The following is a 16,099-nucleotide window of genomic DNA, read 5'->3' as shown; positions in this document are numbered from 1 at the left end:
GGTCAAGCCGCCTTCAAAGCGCAGGTGCCGCAGATGCCATCAATCTCAGCACCAGCAATCAGCGGCTTCGCATTCGCTGCATCGATCATCGGCTGGACGCCGGCGGCCTCTGCACCATATCGCCGGACGACGCCGACGAACTCTTCCACGTCGTGCCCGCGCATCGCGTAGATTGGCTGGCCCGCCTTGTTGAACTTCGGCATCCCGAATGCGTCGAGTGCCTGCGCGCAATGGTAGAGTTCGTGTTCAACGAGCGCGCAGAAGCTGGCGTCGTTCATTCCGTCGCACGCGGGCGCGCTGAAGGTGATGAGGAAGTCCGGCATCTCCCCGCCGAACCATTCCTCAATCTGCTGGATCGCGCGGGCGCGCTGCCATTTACCCATGGCCATCGGCGGCATGATCTCGGTCTGGCCAAGGACCACGCGCATCTGTTTCGCGTTGTAGCTGTTCGTCCAGAGGAAGCCGAGATGCGCATCCGACAGGTGAACGTGCTCCGGGTTCACGAGCGGGCCGCTGCCGTTGATGAAGGTGTCCATGATCCAGCTCGTCAGTTCGGCGTCGGGTTCGAAGCGGTCGGGAGCGTCAATGAACGCCGGTTCGACAAGGTGGGTTGGCGGATAGGGGCGAGTCATTTTCCGCCTCCGTTGCGCTGCTTCCCGATCTCATTGCCCGCGCCCCAAAGCACGCCGACAGAGAACGCCAGCAATACCGACGCCAGCCACAATGAAACGCTCTGCCCGAACAAACCCGACACGATGCTGAGGGCGCACAATGTGCCGATGATGATTGCGCAGTCTTTCATACCCCCGGCCCTTCTACATCGGCCCAATGCGTCGCGCCCCGAACCGGACGACCGACGGGATCGCGCCACCCGTCGCACCATGAGCAAAGGACGGCATATCCTGCCCACAGAAGCATCTCGCGACCGTCGAGGCGATCAATCGGCATCCGCGATAGGCCGACGCGCCAGTTGATCGGCGCCAGCCCGAAGGCGTCGATCGCGAGGCCGCGGACATCGTCCGGGTGCATCTCAACGCCGTGGTTGCGGAGCGTGGCGGTCAACGCGCAAGTTGCCGCATCCAGAGTTTCAAGCGCGGCCATCTCAATCCCTCCCGCTATAGCCCGGCCGCGCCAGGCACTTCGCGCCGCGGGGCAGGACGGTGATGATCGCGATGCTGCTGCACACGACCCGATGGCCGCTGGCGAGAATGACGGACCCGCCGCCCATCCGAGCGGCAAGGTCGAACATCGGGCCGGTACGGCGCTCGATGATGCACTCGTCGGGGATGTCCTCCACCCGCTCGCGGTAGCGCGTAATCGCATGGTCGGTGACGGTCAGCACGGTCATTGCACTCCTGTTGCGGCGGTCTTGATAAGGTCGCGGACTTGGCGCGCGCGGCGGACATCGGCGGGGTGGCGGACGATGCCCTTGCTGTCGTGCCAAGTGAGGCTGTGGCGCTCGTGCCAATCCAACGGCAGTTCGAAGATGCCGCCGTTCATGAAGGGCTCGAGGTCGCGCGGGTTCTCGGCGAGATAGCCGATGATACCGCCCGCCGTTTCCATGGCGCCGACACCGGCTTGTTCGCCGACTGCGGTCGCGACTGCGGCGATGCGATCGATCACCTCTTGGGCGTCGTACTTTTTCATTCGGCCTGCCCTTTCAGCTTGGCGATCAGGTCGGACATCATCGATCCAACCTCTGCGGTTTCGCTGGGCGACTGCCGGCGCTCCGGAGCGTGTCCGAGCCGCGGCGCATTGCGGTTCGCCCATGCGGCCTCTTCGCGGGCGAGGCGCTTGCGGTAGAGGTCGGCGAGTTCCTGGCTTTCGCGAACGATGGTCGGGACAAGCTTGGCCGGATGCTCGACAATCCGCTGAGCACGCGCGCACGCGCTTCGGAACGGCTCGGCAGGGATGTCGCGGACGACAGCCCAAGCAGCCATGAGCCAGATTTTACGCTCATCGTTCGACATGCCCGAGGGCGAGCATAGGGTCAGGCATATCCCAAGCTCCCCAATCGCCTGCTCCCTCGGCAGGGGAGCCGCCGCCCTCCGCGCCGCCTGTAGCGTCAATGGCTCCCCGGATTGCGTCGAGGGTTGTGCCCCGCGTGAGAGGTTGGATTGGCTGGCCATTGCTGCGGTTCCTTTCGGCTTTCAGGCCTTCGGTGATCCATTCGATTGGGACTTCGGGGCGGACGATCTCGGCGCGAGAGATGACAGCGAGGGTCGCGCCGTCGCCGTACTGGCTCCGCCATTTTCCGATCATCGACCGGGCGCGCGGTTCGGGCAGGCCAGTGGTCATCAGGAGCTTCAACCCGGAATCGAAGACTGCTTTCGTCAAGTCCACGGCGCCGGTCGCGGCGCCCGAACCGATAGGTTCGGAACTCCTCTTCCCTCCTCCATCCTCCATCAGCGGAGGCTTTTCTCCTTTTGGGGGAAATGGAGTTCCTTCACCGTCGCCTGTTTCGGAAGTTGCGGCATCCAACCCTACGTAATTTCGGATATCATCGGGTGCAGGGTGTATGTCATTGGGGGTTTTCGGCTTCTGGAACTTCCGGAAATTCCGAACCGCGCCATATTGTTTGCCGCCAAATTCATATTGGCGGATGAGGTCAGCGGCCTGCAATTCCGCAAGCACCTCGCTCATGTCGATATTGTCGGCAGGGAACAGCCGCATTTTGAGCATGAGCGGCTTCCATTCGAAAATACCCTTGTCGTCGGCCTCGATGCCAAGGCCTATGACGCAGACGCGCGCGACCATGCTGACGGAGACGACGCCTTCGTCAGTGAAAAAGCCGGGATGAACCGAACGGATGCGAGCCACTATTCGGCCTCCTTGAATGTGATGATGAAGCTCACCCCGCCCTCCGCAGCCCGTGCGCGACGCTGGAATGATCTCGATTGAACGTCCGCCCGATCGAAGAGAGCGACCGGCCCTTGTCTCGCAATGCCTTCATGGCGCGCCAGCGGACGATGCAGACGGTGCGGACCCGCGACGGGCCCGTGAGGTCGCCCAAGGTCAGGCCGTGCTCGCGCGCGATCAACGAGACAATCTCGAGGCCGGTGTGAGCCGCATATGGCGGTGGGCGATACCAGGCGGGCAGCATCAAGCGATCTCCCGCCACGCATCGGCCGACCAGCCCTTGCGCTCCGCCTTCGCGAGCATGTCGTCTTCGGTCAGCGTGATATTGCCGAAGCGCCAGAATTTGCCCTTGGGGTTGGCTTTCCCGTTCGCGTCACAGCGAAATGTCGGCGCGTCCCGGCGAAGGTGTTGCGCGGCCATATCGGCGACGCCTTGTACCCGTCCGCTGATTTTCGGCGCGCGGTCAGGCGCGAACTGCCCGGTCGCCCGCCGCAGACCAAGCGAGACGGCTTTCGACTTTACCGCCGATACCGATCGACCAAGGGCCGCGGCGATGTCGTTCAGGCTGCTGCCGGAATAGAGAGACTTGAGACGGCGGATGTCATCATCAGTCCAGAGGTCATCGCGGGCGACATACCCCAGCTTTTTGCGCCATTTGAAGATCGCGGTCGGCGATACGCCGTGGATTTTGGCGGATTGCTTCATCGTCAGCGCAGGGTTGAAGTCGGCAGGGATCGTCATACCCTCGCCTCCCGCATCCATTTCAACACCTGATCGGGTGAGGCTCCGCACGCGCGGGCCGCGACATTCGCGATGCGATGTTCCGACATCGGGTGACGTTCTTCCGCCGCACGGCAGCGGGCGACCTCATTGAGCGCGATCGTGCGCTGGAGTTTCAGGGCTTCGGGTTTCATGCTACGAGCCTTTCGCGCTCGATCGAGGCGATGATCGCGCGGCCGATCAGTTCGGGAATTTGAGGGACTACGGCGTTTCCGAGGGCGTGAAGCTGCAATTGACCCAGCCGGCGGGGAACCCCATCATGCCTTCCACACATGAAGGGCACGACGGGCCCTTGAAGCGATGCGACAAGTGCGTCTGCTTCCCTAAACGGAAGCGACGTTGAATGGACGGATTCGATAAGTTGCCGCGATCCCGGTTGTCGCTCGCCAATGGCGTGGGCAACAATCCAAGCCCGGTCTCGGCGGTGAGGCGCACCAACGGCGGAAGCCGGAACGCAATGCCATTCCGCATCGTACCCGAGCGAGGCCAGCGCTCCGAGAATAACGCCAAGCCATCGATCAAGCAGTTCTGGGCTGTTCTCCACGATGATGTAGCGCGGTCGAAGCTCGCCAATGAGGCGCTCATATTCGAACCACAATCCGCTTCTGGCGCCGGCAAGTCCGAGCCCACTGCCGCTGGCTGATAGATCCTGGCAGGGGAACCCTCCGCAGATGACATCAACGGCAATTCCATCGGCAGAAAGCCGGTCTGCGGTGAGGGTTCGCACGTCTCCGTAACAAGGGACGGCTGGCCAATGCTCTGCAAGGACACGGCGGGGGAACTCCTCTATTTCACAGAAGGCGACGGTCTCGAAACCGCCAGTGCGTTCAAGGCCCAACGAAAAGCCGCCAATGCCGCTGAACAGATCGAGGACGCGAAGCTTCGTCACGCCCCCACCCCTTCGATCAGCGGCGGAAACTCGACGATGACGCAGCCGGGCTTCGCAGGATCGGCGAACCGATATTCAGGCCGGAACAGGGCGTCATCCATGCCGAGGGCGTCGGCGATTCCATCGCGATAATGCTTGAAGGCCCCGATCATGCCGTCATCGTCGCGGCGGATCCGGTTGGGCGGCGTGAAGGTCACGCGCAGCGGCAGGGGCGCGTCGGCGGGCGGACGCTGGCCGGGATTGCCGTTCAGCCATCCGCGCGTGACCAGCCTCGCCTCACCCCGCGCGCGGTTGCAGTGCGGCTGGTAGCGCGACCAGTGCAACCGGCGCTTCGCGTTCGGGAACGTCGAGGGATGAGGCCAAGGCAAGGTGATCACGCAGCCACGCCCAGCGGCAAGCTCATCTGCTCCATGCCGAGCGCGCACTTATAGACGTCGAGGAGCGCTTCCATTTCCTTGCGGTCGTGGGCGGGCATTTTGAGCAGCCGGATAATCTGGCGCATGATCTTCGGGTCGTAGCCCTGCGACTTGGCCTCATTGTACGTGTCGCGGACATCATCGCTGATGCCCTTCTTTTCTTCCTCAAGGCGCTGGATCCTCTCGATGAAAAGGCGCAGTTGGGGATCGGTGACTTCGGCCATGTCAGGCTCCTATTGCTTCGGGGGACAGGGAAGATTTTGCGCGGGCGAGCGCACGTTCGATCTCAGCGATCGCGCCTTCTGCCCGCTGGACCCGGCCATCGGCTGACAGGTCCGTGATCGCTCGGCGCACGGCGTCTTTGACGGCATAACTGCCCGACGATTCGGGGATGCCGAGCGCCGCGAGAAGCGGCTTGATGTCGGCCGCTATGGTTTCGGCTTCCGCCCTCGCCTCAGCGATGATCTGGTCAGCGCGCTTGCGGGCTTCTTCGGCGGGGTCTTTGCCTTCGGCGACGTCGCTGGCGAGGCGTGCGAGCGCGTGGCCGAACCGATGCCCGGCCTGTTGCCGGAACTTGTCCTGGCAACGCTGACGCTCGGCATCCGCCTGCCATTTGTCCATGCCGGGATAGGGTTCGCGATCCGGGTGGCAGGTCAGCAGCTTCGCCATCGCCTGAATCGAGCATGGGCTGCCGATATTCGTCGGGCGCCGCTCGGTGCGCCAGCCGCGACCGGTGCGGAACATCACACCGCATTCGGCGGGGATTTCATCCTTGGTCGCGAGACCATGCGGCATCGCAAATGTCACCGACTGGCAGTGCTCAAGGTATTTCCGCCACTTGTCGCTGTTCAGGTCAGACAGGAGGTCGCTGCGCTGTACCTTGATTTCAAAGGCCGCGATCTGGGGATTGTCGTAGCGCCAGCGGGCGAATGACATGATATCCGGACGCGGTCCCGACCATGCGCCGACGGTCAGGTTCGTCCATGTCCAGAGCTTCCCGCCATCGCGGAGACGGCGCGCAAGGTCGTTGGCGAGGTTGTCGTGGCCCCAGGCATCGACCTTCGGCGATTTGGTTGCGCCTTTCATTCTACCGCTCCCTTCAGGGGCTCGGCCAGCTCGGGCTTGCCGATCTGCTCGGCCAGCGCGATCGTCTTCGCGCGGATCTTCGCCCGCTCCTTTTCGTGGCGGACGAGATTGCCGAGGCGTCCTGCGTCAGCGCAGGTGACCGGCTGAGGGCGGCGGAAGATGGTGCGGAGGGTGGAGAGGAGCGTCATGCGGCCACCGCGTCGTCGAACAGCGGTCCAGCGGATTGCGCCCGCGCCTGTTCGCCATCGAGGGTCACGCGGCAAAGAGCATTGCGAAGCCGGTCCCGCGCGATCTCGGCATATCCATGGTTGAGTTCGATCAGGATGGCTTCACGGCCAAGCCGGTCAGCGACCATTCCAGTCGTCCCAGCGCCGCCGAACGGGTCCAGAACGGTTCCGCCTTTCGGACAGCCTGCCAGCACACACGGCACGACCAGTGCCGGGGGAAAGGTCGCGAAATGCGCCCCCGAAAAGCCCGCAATGGCAATTTCCCACGCCATGATATCGGGCGGCACCAGTTCGGCGATGGTCTCGGCCGTCTCGAAATTGCGGAGCAGGCGTTCACCGACCTGATCGACCAGCGCGGCATGCATGCTCTCGTTCGACTTGGTTTTGAAGGTGCCGACCGGAACGGTCTTCGGACCGCCGCCGAGTACCTTGCCCTTTTCGCGGCCATTGCGGTGATAGCTGCCGTGGGCGCCGGGGCCGGTGTCCCAGCTATCGGGCGCCTTGACCTTCGCGCAGCGGGCGTTGCTGTTTCCCGAGACGGGCAGCTTGACCGCGCCCGCGTCATAGTGAGCGCCCAACCGCATCCAGCGCGCGCCAAGCTCCTTCGGCTTCGTCACCAGCGGGCATTGCTCGGACAGGTCGGGTGAGAAACTGATTTCGCCGGTGTCGCGCGCAACCCACACGTCGGCATCGCCGCTCTTGGTCAGCAGGAAAATCTTCTCATGCGCGGTCGACGGGCGATATTTGCCGCTGCTGTCGGGCATCGCGTTCGGCTTGCCCCAGATGATTTCGGACCGCACCCACCAGCCCGCCTCCTGCAGGGCGATCGCCAGCCGGTTCGGCAACATGCACAGGTCTTTGGGTTTCAGATATCCGCCGGCGGGGTTGTTCCCGCCGCCCCGTCGACCGGTTCCGTTCAGTGGAGGGCCGGGACGGCGCGCGCCACTTGCATCGGTCGACCCGCCCGGATGCGCGCCGAACACCGGCCCGACCGTCGAAAACGGCTTGTCGCGAAACGTCCGGTCGTCACTGCCTTCGGCCTTGGTATCGGCCGCGCTGCGCCCGTTCGGCGCGGTGGCATAGCAATCGCCATAGTTCAGCCAGACGGTGCCCGTCGGCTTCAGCACCCGCCGGATTTCCTCGAAAATCTCGACCATGATCGCCAGATGCTCGGCCAGCGTCGGCTCCATGCCGATCTGACCTTCGACATCGTAATCGCGCAGCCCCCAATAGGGCGGACTGGTGATCACGCAGTCGACGCTTTCATCGGGGAGAGCGCGCAGGCGATCCATGACGTCGCCGATGAGGATTTGGACGCCCATATCAGCCGTTCACCACAGCTTTGGGCTTTCCATGCCGGTGAACGTCGATCCGCTCGACCCAGCCGTTGAACTTGTGCGCGACCGCGCGCAGCACGTCTTCGGGCAGGTCCAGCAGCTCGGAGAGCGTGGCGTCGACACCCCCGTCGCTGTCCGGGTGCTCCATGTCGATCGTGCTGGTCAGCAGCATGGCCAGACGGGTTGATACCGGATCGGAGGAGCAGACCGCGTTCCGCGGCACCCGGCGCAGGCCATATTCCCGGTCGATCGGGTCGAGCGCGTCGTCGTCGTGCAGGACGAGGTTGAACAGCCGATGCGGCGCCGGGAGGGAGCCGCCCGCGATATTGGCGAGCTGGCGAACCGAGACGCCGAGCCATTCCGCGACGCGCGGCTTCCCGTGCTTGCGATAGAGGCGGCTCAGCGACTCCATCATCGCGTTGTGGAAATCCTCTTCCGTAAGAGGCTGTTTTTGCGGAACGACAGGGTTGCTGGCCTCAGCCATTATTGCCTCCATGAACAGGTACGAGAAGAAGGGGCTCGCCGTTGAGCGAAGGCCGGGGAAACGGCTGCGGGTCGACAACCTCAAGGGCGCGATGGCGCGTGAAATGTGTGCGGCTGCGGCGGATGTGCCCGCGCTCTTCCAGCCCCGACAGGAGGCGGTGCACGCCGGACTTGGCGTTGAGGCGAAGGCGGTCGCGGATTTCGACGAACGACGGCGAGATTCCATCCGAAGCCTGCTGATAGGCGTCGATGTACCGGAGCGTTTCGCGCTGTCGCTCGGTCAGCCCAATGCCCCGGCTGACCGTAGCGGGCCGATCAGCCGGGGCGCTCGCCAGGGTGGCGAGCTGGGGGGAACCGTCGACGCTCACGCGAGCACCGAAACGAAGGAGGAAAGATGGAGCACGCAGCGGCGCAAATGGGCCTCGCGCTCGTCACCGGACTCAGGGACGCAGGCATTATCAGCCCGAGGCAGATGGAACGCGTCGGCAGGTCGATGGTCGAATTCTTCAAGGAGCCGTCGGATATGCTCAGCCCGGCCGATCTCGAAGACCTGCGCGGGCTTGCCGGTGACATCGTGCTCGAAAGCGGCGCTCCGGTTAGACGGTGCGACGGGTTCGATGTGGCCAGGGAGGTTTGGACGGCTTGACATGGGTCAGGCGGCCTTCCGGTCGGCCTCGGGCCACGAAAGCGACGGCGCGTCCGTGGCGAGCGTGAAGCCCGCCCAATCGACCGGGATCATGCGGTCGTGAACGGTGACGGCTGCAAGCACTTCCTTGGACCAGAAGTAATTGAGCGCACTGGGCGAAACCGGATGGGCCGTTTTGGGGATAATGCGATGGACGCGAGCCTCTACATCTGCGGCATCGAAGTGCGCTTGATGATCGACTGCGGGGACAAACCATTCCCCGGAACTGTGATATTTCGAGATGAGGCGGTAAAGCTCCCGGGTCGGGTAGCGCCACTCTCCCTTGATCGTGCGATCAGCGGTCGCCGCGAGCATCTCGGCTTCCCGCTCATAGCCGTCGAACGTGATGCCCACGAGGCGCGCGTTGACCGGAGTACCGAGTTCGAACTGCTTAAAACGCGAGCGGGGTCGTGCCGAACGCCCGATCTTTACCGGGCCGCCGGGCAGGTCGAGTTGCACGACATAGGCGAACGCGAACCCCTTCATGCCGCGGCGCCGTGGGTCGGCGCATCGGACGCGCCGGGGATAAGCTCAGCCGGGTCAACGGCAATCTCGTGTCGTCGCGCGGCGTCGAGAACCTGTCCCATGGCGGTGGCCGGAATTCGCCCTGTCGTCCGCCAATACTGGATGACCGACGGAGGGCGGCCGATCTTGGTTGCGGCTTCGCGGACGTTGCCGAACCGGGCGAGCACTGATGCTATGTGGGTCATGGGCAACTGATGTACAACGAACTTGCACACTGTGCAACAGGAGTTTTGCACAGACACTGTTCGAATATTTTGTACAGGTGCGGAATGGAATCAGTCGCCGCCCGATTAAAGGCCATTCGCGAAAGCGCCCGGCCCGCCCTCTCGGTTCGCAAAATGGCGGAAGAGCTTGGCTATGGGGACAACCACAACAAGTACAATTATTATGAGAAGGGCTTCTCCAAGCCGACGCTACCGCTGCACTTGGCGCGCGATTTTGCCGATGTTTTCGAAAAGTACGGGATCGATCGCGACGAAGTGATGAAGCTTGCTGAACTCGTCGAGGACGACGAAGCGCCCCGCCCTATCTTGCCGGCGACCACCGACGACGACGATGTAGAAATCGAGCAATGGGATGTTGCATATGGCATGGGCGCCGGCGGCTATCTCGACCTTCCGACGACCGGGGAACGACACAAGTTCTCCCGGTCGTGGCTCCGGCAATTTACGTCGGCTCCGCCCGAGAAGATATTCCTCGCCGATGGGACCGGTGATTCGATGTTCCCGACGATCCTCGACGCCGACAAGGTGATGATCGACACGACGCAGCGCGAGGTTCGCATGGCCGATCGCATATGGGCAGCCGCGTTCGGGCAGGTTGGAATCATAAAGCGACTTCGGCCTTCGCCGGACGGCAGCGTCAAAATCCTCTCCGACAATCCATCGGTGCCGCAGGAGGTGGCTTACGACGGCGAATTGCATGTCGTCGGCCGCGTCGTCGCGATTGTCCGGAAGACCTGACAGCGGTGCGTGAATTGTCGCTCGCGGTCGTCGGCATCGCGCACGACAACAAGAAGGGCCCGCCGCGGCAATTCGAGATCGCGATGTGCACACCTGGCGAACCGGTGAAGCTGGTCCACGAACCCCGAAATCCGGCCGACCCGAACGCGGTCGCGGTCTTTTCGGCTCGGGATATCCAGATCGGCTACCTGCGGGCGGAGCGGGCGCCAATGATCGGCGCGGCCATGCGCCGCGGTATCGTGACCGCTATATTCCAGCAGCCGGAAGCGTGGGGCGCGACCATCCGAGCCAATTTGGAAGGTGACGAGCCCACCCTTCCCGCAATCGCGGAGAAGGCGGCAAGTCCGTCGCACAGCCGCGGCGGAGAAGATCAGGACTGGTGGCCGGACGAAATTTGGGAGGATGAATGATGAAGCGGGTGTTTTTGGCTCTGATCACGTTGATATCGACGTCAGCAGGGGCGGCATCGCCGGAGCAATTCGATCTGCTTTGCCGAGGCATTGAGAATGTGAACTCGTCGGGCACTGGTAAAAGTACCAAGCAATTCGAGAAGCAATTTCGAGTTGACCTATCGAAGGGCGTATATTGCGAGGAGCAATGCCGATCGACCCGAAAATTGGCCGAAATCGCGCCAGCCTTTCTTATGCTGCAGAAAGAGCACGTCGCCGAGCCGGGTCGCAAGAGTGACATTTCCATATCCGTCGACAGGGTGACGGGGAAATATACGGGGACGATGACGCTGGAATCGCGGATCGTAAGTTTCGCTATGTGGACATGGGACGGGCAATGTGAACGGAAGTCCTTTTCCGGCTTCCCGCAATTCGAGGTGAAGTTCTAATGCGATACATTCTAGCCGCTAGCCTCGCGCTGGCATCAGTCACCGCGGCCGCTCAAGAGCAGCCCGGCAAGATCATCTTCTACCGGCCCGGTGCGATGGTCGGCTTAGCTGTCGCCTGCCCGATCCGATATGAGGGCAAGGAGATCGTCGAGCTGGGCCGCAACAAATATGCGGAATGGGAAGTGCCGCCGGGCCGCTACATCTTCATGAACAAGACCGCGGGCCTCGAGGTGACGGTGGCGCCCGGCGAGACGCGCTATGTCCGCTGCGCGATCAAGATGGGCTTCATGACCGGCCGTGCGGATCTTCAGATTTCCGATCGAGCCAGCTTCGAGGCCAAGGCCGGCGAGTTCGAGCGGAAGGAGGTTAGTCCGGTGGTGGCGGGGAGTAAGCCGTAGCCCTGCGCTTCTTTTGTGGGGCGGAACTGAATTGACTCTTACTCGACTGGGGATATTGGTCGCGGGACAGGAGAAAACATGGACGACGCTCAAAAGTTAATGGCAGAGGCGCTTAAGGAAAAGGGCCCTGAGTTTCTCATCGCGAGCGATATTCCGAGGGAGTGGGCAACGGGGGCCCAGGTCTTCCTGAACAGCGACCACGCTCTTATTGTTTTTCGGGAGCAGAATCTGATCAACGATCCTGACAAGGGAACGACGACGGTAGTGCTCAAGAATGTCGCCAGCATGGTTATGCCGATCGAGGTTGCTGTTCAAATTCATTCGGTGCTGGGGGATCAATTGGCGGCCAATGGACATCTCGAAGAAAAATAAGCCGACGGCGGCATGGGGAATCGGGCTGCCGGCCACGGCGGCGGCGGTTACATTTTCGTCATTCAATGCTAATATAGATGCCGAAATGACAAAGGCCCCGCCTCCCGTTTACGCGCCCGCGCCCACCACAGCGGCGATTCAGGCAATTGATGACCGCTTACTTGATGCCAAGCTTGAGGCCGTCGAAGCTCGAACGGAAACGAAGTTTGCCCAACTCATGGGCAAGATTGAGACGCTCATCGAATCCGTGGCCGGTGTGAAGGATGACGTGCGCCAGCTAGATCGCCGCATGGACGGGTTCGACGGGAAGCTTGAAGCTGTTGAAGCGAAGGCCTTCAGTTCCAAAACGATCATCGTGACGACGCTAATTGGCGCGTTCATTGGTATGGCGGCACTGGTAATCGGCATGTTGGCGTATACCGTACAGATGGCTGATTTTCTGAAGCCCTAACCTCGTTAATCATTACCAAACTGACGTCCCAGCCCTCACCCGGCAGGGTTACGACTCGACTCCCGCCCGAATAGGCCTAGGGTCTCTCCACAAAGGCTTTCCTGCGACCCGGAAAGCCGATGGGGCTTCCTTTGGTCAAGAGCACAGAGGATGGAAGAGGCCCTGTCGGACAGCAGGGCCTTTTCTGCGTCCCACACCTAAACTTGATTTCGCCAACGCTGCGGCAACTATGCCGATCGCGCCGCGTTACCCGACCGCGCCCGTCCTCCTGTCTTCTGATGGGCGCTGGGCTAAACTAATCCCCGCCGGGCAAATGTCTCTCCGGCGGGGATTTTTGCAGCAACCCAACCCGACATCACGCGTTCCCCATCGCTCCTCCAAAGCACCGAGCCGGATCGCTGTTAGCCGTCTTCTCGACGATCCGCTCCTGACCCCGCCCGGCTTTCGTTGGGCGGGGTTTTTGGTGTGTGCAAATTCTTGTGCAACTTTTCTGTTGCACAGTGTGCAAAAGGTTTGTACAACACCTCCATCAGCCAATCACGGCAGATGGAGAAACCCAAGTGGCCCGCCACGATCGCATCCCCGCCAACGAACTCCGGTCGACGCTGGACTATGCCGAGGCCGTAATCGGTTCGGCGAACTTCCACCTCTTCCATGATATCGAGCCCGGCAGCATCGACTTCCGCATGGTCGTCGGTCGCTTGCTCGACCTTGGCGCGCCGATTGCAGACTGGCGTTTCGACCCGCGCGTGTTCGCGGTCCAGCTCACCGATGAAATGCCGGTCTATTACGAGACCGTCCGTTATCACGAGGACACCCGGCGCTATGGCGGCGAGGCTGCGGAGGCCCTGCGCGGTATCCGCCGCGAGTACGAGAAGCGCCTGATCGACTGGCTCTATGCCGATAAGCCGAAGGTTCGGATGCCGAGCCACGAAGGCAAGGTCTGCCACTGGCTTATCCAGCACATGCCGAGCGTGGAGGAGTTCGTTGACGAGGACTTTCCGGTGATGGGAGCGGTCCAGTGAGGGAGCGGCACACGTCGGGGCCGTGGCTTGCCGAGGCGGCCGATGTGTTCGGCGATCACAACATCGTGCTTCTGAGCAGCGCCAACGACTGCCGCGCGGTCGCTGCCGTGGTCAGCAACATGCGCGATCCGTCCGAGGTTTCTGCCAACGCATTTTTGGTCGCCGCCGCACCTGACCTTCTCGCGGTCGCTTGCGAGATGCTGCCGCGCAACCTTTGCCTGACCAACCCGAACATCCCTGACAGCACCGTTGTGCCGCTTGATGTGACCATGGGCGAACTGCGCCGGATTGCCGCTGCCATCGTCAAAGCCCGAGGTGCAGCATGACCCTCGCCCTCCGCATCACCGAAGCCGAGGAAGCGCACGCAGATGCTGCCCTCCTCGCCCTGTCCCGCCTGCGCGACATGCTGGTTCGCCGGGACGCCAACCTTGCCGCCTGCTTGATCGACGACGCTATCCATGCGGTCGAGGCGGCTTCGCGGGAGCCGAAAGCATGAGCAAGCATTACGATCCGCTAGCCTTCCCGAGCGTCTGCCTCAACGATCCCGAGCACCCGGCGAGCGTCCCCGGGATGGGGCTTCGAGACTGGTTCGCGGGGCAGGCTCTCTCAGCGACCGTGAAACAAGCATTTGACGAAGAGGGCCCGAGCCAAGGATTCGTGGTCGTCGAAGAAAAAGCGGTGGTGTGGGCGTATTCGATTGCTGACGCCATGCTGGCCGAACGGGGGCGCGGACAGTGAGGGGCGCGACCGGAATCTACAAATGCGCGCGCTGCGGCGATCCGTTCCGCGCCCGCACCGCCGACCGCAAACGCGGATGGGCTCGCTTCTGCTCGAAGTCCTGCAAGGCGATCCGCCAGACGCAGCGAACCGGCATCGGCCGCGGCGGCAGGCCTGTCGATGATGACGGCTGCCGCCCGATGCACCCCGCCGAACTTCACGATCACGGACAATGGCAATGACCCCGCACCCCGCCGCCCTCGAAGCATGGAACCGAGCAACCTTCGACCCGCAGACGCCGGAACTCGAACTTGCGCCGGCTGAGACGCTGCAGGTCGAGCAGCCCATCGCCGGTAGCCATTGCTGGGTCGCTGTGCCGATGGCCTTTGTGCTGGGGATGCTGCTGCCGATTGTTTGGGCGAATGTGCTGTGACGCGATCGGCTCGCCCTTATGCCGCCGGTGCGGAGAATGCGCGCCCGTTCGATGGCCTCGACGTCGAGACCCCTGTCGCGGGTTTCTATCGGATGGCCCTGCGCAGCGGGGCGGCGCCCGTCGGCATCCGCATATGGTTCGGGCCGCCGCTCGATCCGGTCATCGGCGAGGAAATGGACCGCGGTCACCGCTGGCAGGCGGCGGCGAACGGCGAACCGATCGACCTTGAGCAGGTCTGGCCCCGCTGCGCCCGCGAGGCGATCGACGGCCGAGAATATCGCTTCCTGACCGAGCGAGCGGCTTGGGCGCGCGAAAATGCGCCGACCAGCCCTCACGCCAACCCGACCCGGCGCATCGATCCGATGACCGCGCCTCCCCCGTTTTGACAGGAGAAGAAGAATGGCCATTGTCCAGCGCCTTGCTGAAAAACATCGCGACGACGCTCAGCGTAGCGAAAACATTGCCGCCGTTGCGGCCAGCATCGGCCACAACAATCCGCCCATCGAAGAGCAGATCGTCGTCGACCTTGCCGAAGCGCTTGAGGTTGGGGGCATCTCGAAGCGCATCGCCGACTTGCTCGCGAGCGCCGGCCGCGCCCCGGTCGTCATCGCCGATGCTGAAATGGCAGGCAGCTATGCCGACCTGATCAAGCAGATGGTCGCCGCCGGGAAAGCGGTTGAGGGCGAGCGCGAAAAGCTCAACCGTCCGCTCCTGATAGCGCAGCGCGCACTCAAAGGCCGCGCCGACGCGATCGTCCAGCCGCTCGCCGAAGCTGAGCGAACCGCGCGAGCTCGGGTCAAAGCGTTCGACGACGCCGAGCAGGAAAAGGAACGGCAGCGCCAGGCGGAAATCCGCCGCGAGCAGGAGGCGGAGCGCCAGCGGTTGCAGGCCATCGCCGACGAGGAAGCGCGGAAGGAACGCGAGCGGCTGCAAGCCATCGAGAACGAGCGCGCCGCCGCCGAAGCCCGCGAGGCCGTTGCCGTCGAAGTCGCCGCGCCAGTCGTTGAGGTCGAGCCGGAGCCCGAGCCCGAGACGACAGCGCCAATCGTGCGCGGCGACTACGGCGCCAAGGTGGTCCGCACGACGAACTGGAAGCACGAAATCCTGAGCGTGCGCCAGCTTCCCGACAGCATCTTGAAACACGCCAAGGTCGTCGAGGCTATCGACAAGGTGATCGCGGCGCAGGTTCGCGGCGGCACGCGCGAAATGAAGGGCGTTCGGATTTATTCCGAAACCGGGACGGCGATCCGATGATCACCGACATCGAAACCGCGCGCGACAAGCTCGCCGACGCCATCTGGTGGCTCAAGGGCTTTGCCGCCGCGCGCCCGGCGTCGATCGACGAAGGGGCGGGTGAACATCTGCGGCTTGAATCCCAGCTCAACGACGTCCGCATCTTTCTGACCCACATCAACAACGCGAGCGTTCGCCGGATGGGCGATGAAACGGCTGTCATCCTGTCGTTCGCCGAGTTCGAGCGCTTGGTCGATGCCGTCCGCGTCCCGCGACAGAGCGAGGTCAAGGTCGCCCGCCAGGTCATAGAAGACGTGCTCGCCCAATACCGCGCCGAAGACCTTGCCGCGCGCCGCGGCGACGAAATTCCCTTCTGAAAGGAA

36 protein-coding genes are annotated in these 16,099 nt (G+C 63.0%); 16 read left to right on the top strand and 20 right to left on the bottom strand.

All coding sequences use genetic code 11. The features are described 5' to 3' along the window. Nucleotides 1–2: 2 nt before the first annotated feature. The 18 genes from LH19_RS06895 to LH19_RS06825 all read right to left on the bottom strand — a co-directional run bounded on the left by LH19_RS06895 (nucleotide 3) and on the right by LH19_RS06825 (nucleotide 8,445). Nucleotides 3–536: a putative metallopeptidase gene (locus LH19_RS06895; RefSeq protein ID WP_234716104.1), complete on the bottom strand. Its 534-nt coding sequence runs from the start codon at nucleotides 534–536 to the stop codon at nucleotides 3–5. Nucleotides 537–628: 92 nt separating this feature from the next. Next, nucleotides 629–802, bottom strand: a complete 174-nt coding sequence (locus tag LH19_RS28510; protein WP_156344007.1) for a hypothetical protein — start codon at nucleotides 800–802, stop codon at nucleotides 629–631. Next, a complete protein-coding gene (locus LH19_RS06890; RefSeq protein ID WP_054726263.1) occupies nucleotides 799–1,101 on the bottom strand; it encodes a hypothetical protein in 303 nt (100 codons plus the stop codon). Before LH19_RS06890 ends, LH19_RS28510 begins: the two co-directional genes overlap by 4 nt. 1 nt (nucleotide 1,102) lies before the next feature. Next, entirely contained in the window at nucleotides 1,103–1,348 is a 246-nt protein-coding gene (locus tag LH19_RS06885; protein ID WP_054726261.1) for a hypothetical protein, read from the bottom strand. Further along, complete coding sequence (locus tag LH19_RS06880; RefSeq protein WP_054726259.1) at nucleotides 1,345–1,647, bottom strand: hypothetical protein; 303 nt, start codon at nucleotides 1,645–1,647, stop codon at nucleotides 1,345–1,347. The genes LH19_RS06885 and LH19_RS06880 overlap by 4 nt, the downstream gene beginning before the upstream one ends. Then, complete coding sequence (locus LH19_RS06875; protein ID WP_145923430.1) at nucleotides 1,644–1,940, bottom strand: hypothetical protein; 297 nt, start codon at nucleotides 1,938–1,940, stop codon at nucleotides 1,644–1,646. The genes LH19_RS06880 and LH19_RS06875 overlap by 4 nt, the downstream gene beginning before the upstream one ends. Nucleotides 1,941–1,956: 16 nt before the next feature. Next, a complete protein-coding gene (locus LH19_RS27860) occupies nucleotides 1,957–2,820 on the bottom strand; it encodes a hypothetical protein (protein ID WP_145923431.1) in 864 nt (287 codons plus the stop codon). A gap of 31 nt (nucleotides 2,821–2,851) precedes the next feature. After that, on the bottom strand, nucleotides 2,852–3,103 hold the full coding sequence (locus LH19_RS27855; protein WP_082395483.1) for a helix-turn-helix domain-containing protein: 252 nt from the start codon (nucleotides 3,101–3,103) through the stop codon (nucleotides 2,852–2,854). Further along, on the bottom strand, nucleotides 3,103–3,651 hold the full coding sequence (locus LH19_RS06860; protein ID WP_156344006.1) for a MerR family transcriptional regulator: 549 nt from the start codon (nucleotides 3,649–3,651) through the stop codon (nucleotides 3,103–3,105). The genes LH19_RS27855 and LH19_RS06860 overlap by 1 nt, the downstream gene beginning before the upstream one ends. Beyond that, entirely contained in the window at nucleotides 3,597–3,773 is a 177-nt protein-coding gene (locus tag LH19_RS28505; protein ID WP_156344005.1) for a hypothetical protein, read from the bottom strand. The genes LH19_RS06860 and LH19_RS28505 overlap by 55 nt, the downstream gene beginning before the upstream one ends. Continuing rightward, nucleotides 3,770–4,528, bottom strand: coding sequence for a DNA cytosine methyltransferase (locus tag LH19_RS27850; RefSeq protein ID WP_082395482.1), 759 nt, complete (start codon nucleotides 4,526–4,528; stop codon nucleotides 3,770–3,772). The genes LH19_RS28505 and LH19_RS27850 overlap by 4 nt, the downstream gene beginning before the upstream one ends. Then, the gene (locus LH19_RS06855) at nucleotides 4,525–4,905 is read right to left on the bottom strand and encodes a hypothetical protein (RefSeq protein ID WP_062912903.1); all 381 of its coding nucleotides are present in this window, start codon (nucleotides 4,903–4,905) and stop codon (nucleotides 4,525–4,527) included. The genes LH19_RS27850 and LH19_RS06855 overlap by 4 nt, the downstream gene beginning before the upstream one ends. After that, on the bottom strand, nucleotides 4,902–5,168 hold the full coding sequence (locus LH19_RS06850) for a DUF2312 domain-containing protein (RefSeq protein ID WP_054726242.1): 267 nt from the start codon (nucleotides 5,166–5,168) through the stop codon (nucleotides 4,902–4,904). Before LH19_RS06850 ends, LH19_RS06855 begins: the two co-directional genes overlap by 4 nt. A 1-nt stretch (nucleotide 5,169) precedes the next feature. Beyond that, on the bottom strand, nucleotides 5,170–6,030 hold the full coding sequence (locus LH19_RS06845) for an MmcB family DNA repair protein (protein WP_054726239.1): 861 nt from the start codon (nucleotides 6,028–6,030) through the stop codon (nucleotides 5,170–5,172). After that, nucleotides 6,027–6,218: a hypothetical protein gene (locus LH19_RS06840; RefSeq protein WP_054726236.1), complete on the bottom strand. Its 192-nt coding sequence runs from the start codon at nucleotides 6,216–6,218 to the stop codon at nucleotides 6,027–6,029. The genes LH19_RS06845 and LH19_RS06840 overlap by 4 nt, the downstream gene beginning before the upstream one ends. Then, nucleotides 6,215–7,579 carry a DNA-methyltransferase gene (locus LH19_RS06835; protein ID WP_054726233.1) on the bottom strand — a complete coding sequence of 455 codons (1,365 nt, stop codon included), beginning with the start codon at nucleotides 7,577–7,579 and terminating at the stop codon, nucleotides 6,215–6,217. The genes LH19_RS06840 and LH19_RS06835 overlap by 4 nt, the downstream gene beginning before the upstream one ends. Before the next feature lies 1 nt (nucleotide 7,580). Further along, a complete protein-coding gene (locus tag LH19_RS06830; protein WP_145923432.1) occupies nucleotides 7,581–8,078 on the bottom strand; it encodes a hypothetical protein in 498 nt (165 codons plus the stop codon). Beyond that, on the bottom strand, nucleotides 8,071–8,445 hold the full coding sequence (locus tag LH19_RS06825; RefSeq protein WP_054726228.1) for a LexA family protein: 375 nt from the start codon (nucleotides 8,443–8,445) through the stop codon (nucleotides 8,071–8,073). The genes LH19_RS06830 and LH19_RS06825 overlap by 8 nt, the downstream gene beginning before the upstream one ends. A gap of 26 nt (nucleotides 8,446–8,471) precedes the next feature. Between LH19_RS06825 and LH19_RS06820 the strand changes: the two genes are divergently transcribed. Then, nucleotides 8,472–8,723: a hypothetical protein gene (locus tag LH19_RS06820; RefSeq protein WP_145923433.1), complete on the top strand. Its 252-nt coding sequence runs from the start codon at nucleotides 8,472–8,474 to the stop codon at nucleotides 8,721–8,723. A gap of 6 nt (nucleotides 8,724–8,729) precedes the next feature. Here LH19_RS06820 and LH19_RS06815 read toward each other — a convergent pair whose 3' ends face one another. Together LH19_RS06815 and LH19_RS06810 are read right to left on the bottom strand one after the other, a co-directional pair. Continuing rightward, a complete protein-coding gene (locus LH19_RS06815; protein WP_054726222.1) occupies nucleotides 8,730–9,248 on the bottom strand; it encodes a hypothetical protein in 519 nt (172 codons plus the stop codon). Next, the gene (locus LH19_RS06810) at nucleotides 9,245–9,472 is read right to left on the bottom strand and encodes a carph-isopro domain-containing protein (RefSeq protein WP_054726220.1); all 228 of its coding nucleotides are present in this window, start codon (nucleotides 9,470–9,472) and stop codon (nucleotides 9,245–9,247) included. Before LH19_RS06810 ends, LH19_RS06815 begins: the two co-directional genes overlap by 4 nt. Before the next feature lie 9 nt (nucleotides 9,473–9,481). On the opposite strand from LH19_RS06810, the gene LH19_RS29405 reads away from it, so the two are divergent. The 15 genes from LH19_RS29405 to LH19_RS06740 all read left to right on the top strand — a co-directional run bounded on the left by LH19_RS29405 (nucleotide 9,482) and on the right by LH19_RS06740 (nucleotide 16,093). Then, nucleotides 9,482–10,249 (top strand): XRE family transcriptional regulator, encoded by a 768-nt coding sequence (locus LH19_RS29405; protein ID WP_082395480.1) that lies wholly within the window; start codon nucleotides 9,482–9,484, stop codon nucleotides 10,247–10,249. Nucleotides 10,250–10,263: 14 nt separating this feature from the next. Then, nucleotides 10,264–10,659 (top strand): HIRAN domain-containing protein, encoded by a 396-nt coding sequence (locus LH19_RS29005; RefSeq protein WP_054726214.1) that lies wholly within the window; start codon nucleotides 10,264–10,266, stop codon nucleotides 10,657–10,659. After that, entirely contained in the window at nucleotides 10,656–11,087 is a 432-nt protein-coding gene (locus tag LH19_RS06795) for a hypothetical protein (protein ID WP_054726211.1), read from the top strand. Before LH19_RS29005 ends, LH19_RS06795 begins: the two co-directional genes overlap by 4 nt. Next, entirely contained in the window at nucleotides 11,087–11,485 is a 399-nt protein-coding gene (locus LH19_RS06790) for a DUF2846 domain-containing protein (protein ID WP_054726208.1), read from the top strand. The genes LH19_RS06795 and LH19_RS06790 overlap by 1 nt, the downstream gene beginning before the upstream one ends. Before the next feature lie 78 nt (nucleotides 11,486–11,563). Continuing rightward, complete coding sequence (locus LH19_RS06785) at nucleotides 11,564–11,857, top strand: hypothetical protein (protein ID WP_054726205.1); 294 nt, start codon at nucleotides 11,564–11,566, stop codon at nucleotides 11,855–11,857. Beyond that, nucleotides 11,835–12,308 (top strand): hypothetical protein, encoded by a 474-nt coding sequence (locus tag LH19_RS06780; protein ID WP_145923434.1) that lies wholly within the window; start codon nucleotides 11,835–11,837, stop codon nucleotides 12,306–12,308. Before LH19_RS06785 ends, LH19_RS06780 begins: the two co-directional genes overlap by 23 nt. A gap of 560 nt (nucleotides 12,309–12,868) precedes the next feature. Next, nucleotides 12,869–13,333, top strand: a complete 465-nt coding sequence (locus LH19_RS06775; RefSeq protein ID WP_054726199.1) for a hypothetical protein — start codon at nucleotides 12,869–12,871, stop codon at nucleotides 13,331–13,333. Continuing rightward, a complete protein-coding gene (locus tag LH19_RS06770; RefSeq protein ID WP_054726196.1) occupies nucleotides 13,330–13,659 on the top strand; it encodes a hypothetical protein in 330 nt (109 codons plus the stop codon). The genes LH19_RS06775 and LH19_RS06770 overlap by 4 nt, the downstream gene beginning before the upstream one ends. Next, nucleotides 13,656–13,829, top strand: a complete 174-nt coding sequence (locus tag LH19_RS28495; protein ID WP_156344004.1) for a hypothetical protein — start codon at nucleotides 13,656–13,658, stop codon at nucleotides 13,827–13,829. The genes LH19_RS06770 and LH19_RS28495 overlap by 4 nt, the downstream gene beginning before the upstream one ends. Then, complete coding sequence (locus LH19_RS06765; protein WP_054726193.1) at nucleotides 13,826–14,071, top strand: hypothetical protein; 246 nt, start codon at nucleotides 13,826–13,828, stop codon at nucleotides 14,069–14,071. Before LH19_RS28495 ends, LH19_RS06765 begins: the two co-directional genes overlap by 4 nt. Next, nucleotides 14,068–14,292: a hypothetical protein gene (locus LH19_RS06760; RefSeq protein WP_054726191.1), complete on the top strand. Its 225-nt coding sequence runs from the start codon at nucleotides 14,068–14,070 to the stop codon at nucleotides 14,290–14,292. Before LH19_RS06765 ends, LH19_RS06760 begins: the two co-directional genes overlap by 4 nt. Next, nucleotides 14,289–14,483 (top strand): hypothetical protein, encoded by a 195-nt coding sequence (locus LH19_RS06755; protein WP_054726188.1) that lies wholly within the window; start codon nucleotides 14,289–14,291, stop codon nucleotides 14,481–14,483. Before LH19_RS06760 ends, LH19_RS06755 begins: the two co-directional genes overlap by 4 nt. Beyond that, a complete protein-coding gene (locus tag LH19_RS06750; RefSeq protein WP_054726184.1) occupies nucleotides 14,480–14,869 on the top strand; it encodes a hypothetical protein in 390 nt (129 codons plus the stop codon). Before LH19_RS06755 ends, LH19_RS06750 begins: the two co-directional genes overlap by 4 nt. A 13-nt stretch (nucleotides 14,870–14,882) precedes the next feature. Next, nucleotides 14,883–15,737 carry a hypothetical protein gene (locus LH19_RS06745; protein ID WP_054726181.1) on the top strand — a complete coding sequence of 285 codons (855 nt, stop codon included), beginning with the start codon at nucleotides 14,883–14,885 and terminating at the stop codon, nucleotides 15,735–15,737. Continuing rightward, nucleotides 15,734–16,093: a hypothetical protein gene (locus tag LH19_RS06740; protein WP_054726178.1), complete on the top strand. Its 360-nt coding sequence runs from the start codon at nucleotides 15,734–15,736 to the stop codon at nucleotides 16,091–16,093. Before LH19_RS06745 ends, LH19_RS06740 begins: the two co-directional genes overlap by 4 nt. Nucleotides 16,094–16,099: the final 6 nt, after the last annotated feature.

Source organism: Sphingopyxis macrogoltabida (assembly GCF_001314325.1).
GTDB lineage: Bacteria > Pseudomonadota > Alphaproteobacteria > Sphingomonadales > Sphingomonadaceae > Sphingopyxis > Sphingopyxis macrogoltabida.
This window is presented reverse-complemented; position numbering and strand designations above follow the sequence as displayed.

Coding starts and splice junctions, on each gene's coding strand:
- LH19_RS06895 (WP_234716104.1), bottom strand. CDS start 536: ATGGACACCTTCATCAACGGCAGCGGCCCGCTCGTGAACCCGGAGCAC.
- LH19_RS28510 (WP_156344007.1), bottom strand. CDS start 802: ATGAAAGACTGCGCAATCATCATCGGCACATTGTGCGCCCTCAGCATC.
- LH19_RS06890 (WP_054726263.1), bottom strand. CDS start 1,101: ATGGCCGCGCTTGAAACTCTGGATGCGGCAACTTGCGCGTTGACCGCC.
- LH19_RS06885 (WP_054726261.1), bottom strand. CDS start 1,348: ATGACCGTGCTGACCGTCACCGACCATGCGATTACGCGCTACCGCGAG.
- LH19_RS06880 (WP_054726259.1), bottom strand. CDS start 1,647: ATGAAAAAGTACGACGCCCAAGAGGTGATCGATCGCATCGCCGCAGTC.
- LH19_RS06875 (WP_145923430.1), bottom strand. CDS start 1,940: ATGGCTGCTTGGGCTGTCGTCCGCGACATCCCTGCCGAGCCGTTCCGA.
- LH19_RS27855 (WP_082395483.1), bottom strand. CDS start 3,103: ATGCTGCCCGCCTGGTATCGCCCACCGCCATATGCGGCTCACACCGGC.
- LH19_RS28505 (WP_156344005.1), bottom strand. CDS start 3,773: ATGAAACCCGAAGCCCTGAAACTCCAGCGCACGATCGCGCTCAATGAG.
- LH19_RS06850 (WP_054726242.1), bottom strand. CDS start 5,168: ATGGCCGAAGTCACCGATCCCCAACTGCGCCTTTTCATCGAGAGGATC.
- LH19_RS06845 (WP_054726239.1), bottom strand. CDS start 6,030: ATGAAAGGCGCAACCAAATCGCCGAAGGTCGATGCCTGGGGCCACGAC.
- LH19_RS06840 (WP_054726236.1), bottom strand. CDS start 6,218: ATGACGCTCCTCTCCACCCTCCGCACCATCTTCCGCCGCCCTCAGCCG.
- LH19_RS06835 (WP_054726233.1), bottom strand. CDS start 7,579: ATGGGCGTCCAAATCCTCATCGGCGACGTCATGGATCGCCTGCGCGCT.
- LH19_RS06830 (WP_145923432.1), bottom strand. CDS start 8,078: ATGGCTGAGGCCAGCAACCCTGTCGTTCCGCAAAAACAGCCTCTTACG.
- LH19_RS06820 (WP_145923433.1), top strand. CDS start 8,472: ATGGAGCACGCAGCGGCGCAAATGGGCCTCGCGCTCGTCACCGGACTC.
- LH19_RS06815 (WP_054726222.1), bottom strand. CDS start 9,248: ATGAAGGGGTTCGCGTTCGCCTATGTCGTGCAACTCGACCTGCCCGGC.
- LH19_RS06810 (WP_054726220.1), bottom strand. CDS start 9,472: ATGACCCACATAGCATCAGTGCTCGCCCGGTTCGGCAACGTCCGCGAA.
- LH19_RS29405 (WP_082395480.1), top strand. CDS start 9,482: ATGTACAACGAACTTGCACACTGTGCAACAGGAGTTTTGCACAGACAC.
- LH19_RS06795 (WP_054726211.1), top strand. CDS start 10,656: ATGATGAAGCGGGTGTTTTTGGCTCTGATCACGTTGATATCGACGTCA.
- LH19_RS06790 (WP_054726208.1), top strand. CDS start 11,087: ATGCGATACATTCTAGCCGCTAGCCTCGCGCTGGCATCAGTCACCGCG.
- LH19_RS06785 (WP_054726205.1), top strand. CDS start 11,564: ATGGACGACGCTCAAAAGTTAATGGCAGAGGCGCTTAAGGAAAAGGGC.
- LH19_RS06780 (WP_145923434.1), top strand. CDS start 11,835: ATGGACATCTCGAAGAAAAATAAGCCGACGGCGGCATGGGGAATCGGG.
- LH19_RS28495 (WP_156344004.1), top strand. CDS start 13,656: ATGACCCTCGCCCTCCGCATCACCGAAGCCGAGGAAGCGCACGCAGAT.
- LH19_RS06765 (WP_054726193.1), top strand. CDS start 13,826: ATGAGCAAGCATTACGATCCGCTAGCCTTCCCGAGCGTCTGCCTCAAC.
- LH19_RS06755 (WP_054726188.1), top strand. CDS start 14,289: ATGACCCCGCACCCCGCCGCCCTCGAAGCATGGAACCGAGCAACCTTC.
- LH19_RS06745 (WP_054726181.1), top strand. CDS start 14,883: ATGGCCATTGTCCAGCGCCTTGCTGAAAAACATCGCGACGACGCTCAG.
- LH19_RS06740 (WP_054726178.1), top strand. CDS start 15,734: ATGATCACCGACATCGAAACCGCGCGCGACAAGCTCGCCGACGCCATC.